The organism is Thermodesulfovibrionales bacterium (assembly GCA_035622735.1).
Lineage (GTDB): Bacteria > Nitrospirota > Thermodesulfovibrionia > Thermodesulfovibrionales > UBA9159 > DASPUT01.
Map to the genome: position 1 here is coordinate 1 of DASPUT010000083.1, position 5,212 is coordinate 5,212.

The window sequence follows — 5,212 nt, forward strand, 5'->3', positions numbered from 1 at the left end:
TATCGTGCGTCTCACCCGCGTAGATAATCTTTTTGCCGGAGATCCTCTCGGTTATATCGGATAAGGTCGTCGTCTTCGCCAGCTCGATTCCGAGAACGGGTTCCCTTATAGGCATGATCCATCCCCTTTCGCTTTCAGCTATCGTCTTCTCAGTATTTCTTCCTCCCTCAAAGGCAAGGAGACTGTATTTGCCGTAATGGAGGAGCTTCGGCAGCGCTGCCCTGACTTCTTCTCGCGAAGCGCCGTCAACGATCGCGATGACCTTTGACACGTCGAGGGGGTTCTTTTTTACCGCGATAACAAAACCGGGAAAAGGTTTTTCTATATCGCCGAAGAGTCTCCTTACGAGGGGGTTCCCATATCCCAGGATTACTCCAGAGGTCCTCCGTAGGTCTTCATCCCTCATCTCTTCGTACTTCCTTGGCGTAAAGCCCCTCTCGCTGAAGAACTCGATCGCGTAGGGGTAGGTTGAATCTTCCTTTTCCCCGAAAGGCAGTATGAGAAAACCCTTCTTTTCTCCGAGGAGTTCAGCGATGACAGGAGGTATCTCTTTCTCGGCAAGCCTCCTGAATAGGTCGTAGTTTTTGTCGATGATCATTTTCTCCGGGTTTCCGCCGCTGGCGATTTCGAAGTGCTGTTTCTTCTCGTTCACCGTCATGGTCTCTTCAGTCTGTTGACTCCTTGCCTTTATCGAAAGAGGTATATTCAAAGTGTAGAGATATCCGTTCTGGGCAACATCAAAGGAAACAGCCGACTGAAGACCCCTCGGACTTACCGATAGATCCTTAATCGCGAGGAGCGGATATCCCTTTTCATCGACCCACTGCCTGAAGAACCAGCCCAGTTCCCTCCCCGTGGTTTTCTCGAAAACAGTCCTTATGTCGTCCCAGGATGCCCTCCGGAAACGTTCGGCCTCAACAAAGCTCTTTAATGACTTAGAGAACGGCTCTTCACCGATAAGCCCCTTGAGCATGTGGAATACCATCGACGCCTTTCCGTAACCGACCGCCTTCGATGCGAAATCGGTCCGCGACCGGAAATCCCTGAGAGGAAAGTCATTCTCATCATTGACGTAGCTCTCAAAGTCGATAAGTATCTGTTTTCGGTACTGCCAACCTCGTCCCTCCCGTTCTTCGTAGAAGTGGTCGGCGAGGTACGTGGTCAATCCTTCCGCCCAATTGCCCTTCTCGTAGTCTACGTAGACGAGATTTCCGAGCCACTGGTGGAGTATCTCGTGCCCGAGGGATGTCCTGACGATGAAGGGAAGCCGTATTACGTCCTGACCGAGGAGCGTGAAGGTCGGCATCGAATATCCGGTGGGGAGAAAATTCTCGACAACTGAAAACCTCTTGAACGGGAATTCCCCGATGATGCCTTGATAGAGTTCGAGGTATTTCTTTGTGTGTTCCAGATAGGTATCAGCAAGTCCGCTGTCCTCGGGGAAGAAATAGCCGTATAATTCGGTGTCCCTAAAGCGGTCTCTTCTTACGGTGAACCTGGCGGCGATGAAACTTGTGCCGTCAAGGGGATGTCGAAACGTGAAGGAGAAGAGATTTCCTTCAGTTCTTTCCTGCCTCTCTATCTCCTCGGCCTCGGAGACGGCAGTAAGATCTTTCGGCACGAGCGCGCTCAGCCTATGATAGACGAGACCCTCAGGGGAAGGATACCAGCTGCCGGTGAGTAATATGCCTTTTTCATCGATGATGCAGGAGGTATTCTGCTCCGACGAGCACTCGTACTCTATTTCGATAATACTCTCTCTCGCCACGTTAACTTTCAGGTATCCCTCTGTGAAGACAGGCTTCAGGGAATCGCCATTGAGCTTCACGGAAAGCACCTTCAGTCCACCGGTCCGGATGAGGGTATCATCTTCATGAGGAAACCTAATCTTCGAAATACCCTTCATCGTCTTTCTTCCCATATCAAAGGTCAGTGATGTAACGATTTCGGGCAATCCTTCAGAGAATGCCAGCTGGGGGAACGCAAGGAGCGAGACAATCATCATGCCGAGTATTAATGCCACGACCGACTGCAATCCCTGAATGTGTCTTTTCATGGCATGTAAAACACTATAACAAAAATGAGCGGGATAAACCATCGGTGGTTCTCTTCATCGGTGACATAGCGCGAGGAAAAAAAGGAAGGGCACTGTTTCATCCCTTCCCTTTTCTTCCTATTCGTTACCTCGCTGACTTCCTCAGGCCTTATGACATTTCCCGCACTCTGAAACTGGTGTAGCGGCGGTACCGTTATGACAGCCCCCGCAGAACTTCCCCTTGTTCATATCGTCCATCGTCATTTTGCCTTGACTCTTCTTCATGGCAAAAAATTTTGTATGGCAGTCATTACAGGGAAACATCGCCGTGTGGAATTTGTGACTGAAGACCACGTCACCGATCCCTTCGACCTTGTAGCGGAGATCCTTATCGAATGCTTTCATATCATGGCATCGTGCGCACTCCGCCGAAGCGAAGGCCCGCTTCCCGTTGTGGCACTTCCCGCAGTACATTCCCTTATAAAGAGCATCCATGGTTATCACCGTCGACCCTTTTTTCATCGGAAATATCCCGAGATGGCATTCCCGGCACCCTAACTTCGCGTGGAATTCATGGTCGTATTTGACAGGGAACGCTGAGGCGGCGAAGGAGAAGGTCTTCAGACTATGACAATCCTTGCAGACCTCTGTGTGGATCTCCATCGGATGATGTCCCGTAAAGGTATGGCACTGGTTACAGTGATACCCCGCGTCTCTATGAAGCATATGGGGAAATACCCCTTTCCCCCGTGAGGAGAATCTTTCGTATGAGTGGCACTTGAAACAGGGGATCTCAGCCGCTGCCTGATCCCTCGTAACAAACCGCTCGGTTCGGGGCTGCTTTTCTCCGCCTTTCTCTTTTTCGACGTGGGAAGAACAGGAGACAAAGAGCATAAGGAGACTGACGTATATGACCCACCTCATCCCATTACCCTCCATGTCGCGCCTTAAGAACCTTTCCGGTTCTCGAAGGACCCGGGGTTTTCCTTACGCTCGAGTTCGTATTCGAGGGGGTGTTCGTGCTTCCACTCCTCTACGGGCATTCTCCCGGTTATCCAGAGCGTATGCATCGGGAACTTCTCCAGCGTGAGGTGCTCGTTATAGAAGTGAATGAAGAGGATGAATACGATGGCGAGAAGGGCCTCATCACTATGAAGGACCGACAGGAGTTCCCATATCCAGTTCAGGCTCCACTGTGGGAAGAGATGCTGCGCCTGAATCGGGAATGCAAGTGCAAGTCCTGAAAGACCGATAATCCCCATGCCCCAGAAGACCGCCCAATAATCGAACTTCTGCAGATAGTTGAATCTTCCGAATCGGGGTTTTTCACTGCTCAATCCCAAGAAATAGCGGATGTTCATGACAAAATTCTCTATATCGCTCGGTACGGGTACTATCGTTGTCGTCGGATGGAACCGCGTCTTTCCCGTGCCCAAGAGGTAGAAGAGGTAGAGAACATGCCAGATAAAGTCGAAGATCATCGTGACCCCTGCTATCCTGTGGATGAGCCCTGCCATCTTCGCGCCGCCCCACATCCTGACCAGCCAGCTTGCATGCTCTAGTGTCGGCTCGGGGTATTTCATCGCCCAACCGGTGAATGCGAGCAGTATGAATGTTACCATGAGGATTATATGCTGAAGCCTGAATGTCAGGTTGAAGCGGTAATACTCGGGTGCCTTTTCCTTAGTCATGGGATTTCTCCTTTCTTTTCCTGAAGAAGCGGTCTCTTATGTCTGATAAGGCGCTGAGCGTCACATGGCTGATAATGAAGATGAAGACAGAAACAGTCAGGACAATCAGGAATTTTTCGCCATAGTAGGGTATCGGGTTGTCCTTCCCTGCAGGCTTATGGGTCACCGCGGTCACGAATTTCTTGGTTGCGCCGGGGTGACATTTGCCACAGGTCTCCGCCCTTCTTTGCCATGAAACCGGGGATGCTGGGTCGTCCCATTTCCTGATGTCGTGGGAACCGTGACAATTAACGCATTCCGGGGCATCCGGATGTCCCAGCCTATATTTTCTCCCGTGAAAGTTTTCCTTGTACATCTCTATGATGTACGACCCGAGGCCGTACTTCTTCATCATCTCATCGTTGTAGTGGCACTTGCCGCACGTCTCGACGACGTTCCACCGATTGACCATGGACTCCTTCGACTTGGTCGGCATGATATAATGTGCTGAACCATGACAATCGAGACAGAAGGCGCCGTCTTTCTGCTTCTTTTCGACGATATTCTTGCCGTGTGCGCTTCCCAATACCGCCTTATAGGTATCACTATGACATTCACTGCACGCCGCGTAGGCCGTGGGGTCTGTCCCTGCTTTCGGAGATATGAGGTTCGCTGTTTCCGCCACCTCTCTTGAGACCTCCCCCTTCGGAGATTCATGGGGGTTGTCTCTGAAGGCCTTATGGCATGTCGTACATCCGAGTGTGCCATGAACAGACTTGGAGAAACGTTCCTCGTCGATATTGACTTCGATGATGGATCCTTTCTCCGTCTTGACCTTCCCTTTCATGGAACTGTGACAGGCCAGACAGGTGAAGGTGTCGGCAGATGCCGGCAGCGAAGGAAATGAGAGTAATGCCGGCAGGAGCATCAGTGCGAGTAAAAACTTTTTCATATCTCCTCCTCTTTATGAGAGTCTGATTTATGCGAGCCTGACAGACAATGTCGCCATGAGGCAGATACAGGGTATCTGCGGGGTGTCGGGAATCGTGAACCGCGGTTCATCTCGTCTGTACTTTCCATTCACAATTATAAGTTCATCTTATAAAAACAAAAGATTTTACAATTTACCTTTTGGATTTTCAAGTGAAAAGTTTGATGCTTTTATAAATTTACATGATTCGTGAATCCTGCAGACAGAGGGCGATGATAAAAGGGAAGGGACGATAAAATTGGACATATGGTATCGTGGTCGAGAAAAGAAGGATTCCAAATCCACGAGATGGGGACCTTATCCCCATCTCGTGGTGAGGTCTATTCAGTAACTTTCACTTCGGCAGTCTCTGCCGGCGCCTTTTCCTTAAGAGCGGCTGAAACCGCTTCTGCCAGATAACCTGCTGCTGTCCCCAATACAGCCCCTGCCACGATGCTCATGAACCCCACACACGTGATCCCCATGAGTATCCCGACCGCCGTCGCTACCCTCAGCAACACCGTGGCCTGCAGTGGC

Annotated in this window: 5 protein-coding genes; all 5 read right to left on the bottom strand. The window is 50.6% G+C overall.

Annotation, left to right across the window (positions count from 1 at the left end; genetic code table 11):
- The coding region (locus VEI96_04690; GenBank protein ID HXX57276.1) for a M1 family aminopeptidase at positions 1 to 2,056 on the bottom strand (2,056 nt) is incomplete at its 3' end.
- Between the two features lie 141 nt (positions 2,057 to 2,197).
- Positions 2,198 to 2,959 carry a c(7)-type cytochrome triheme domain-containing protein gene (locus VEI96_04695; GenBank protein HXX57277.1) on the bottom strand — a complete coding sequence of 254 codons (762 nt, stop codon included), beginning with the start codon at positions 2,957 to 2,959 and terminating at the stop codon, positions 2,198 to 2,200.
- Between the two features lie 23 nt (positions 2,960 to 2,982).
- Positions 2,983 to 3,726, bottom strand: a complete 744-nt coding sequence (locus VEI96_04700) for a cytochrome b/b6 domain-containing protein (protein ID HXX57278.1) — start codon at positions 3,724 to 3,726, stop codon at positions 2,983 to 2,985.
- Positions 3,719 to 4,657 (bottom strand): hypothetical protein, encoded by a 939-nt coding sequence (locus VEI96_04705; protein HXX57279.1) that lies wholly within the window; start codon positions 4,655 to 4,657, stop codon positions 3,719 to 3,721. Before VEI96_04705 ends, VEI96_04700 begins: the two co-directional genes overlap by 8 nt.
- A 359-nt stretch (positions 4,658 to 5,016) precedes the next feature.
- The coding region (locus tag VEI96_04710; GenBank protein HXX57280.1) for a hypothetical protein at positions 5,017 to 5,212 on the bottom strand (196 nt) is incomplete at its 5' end.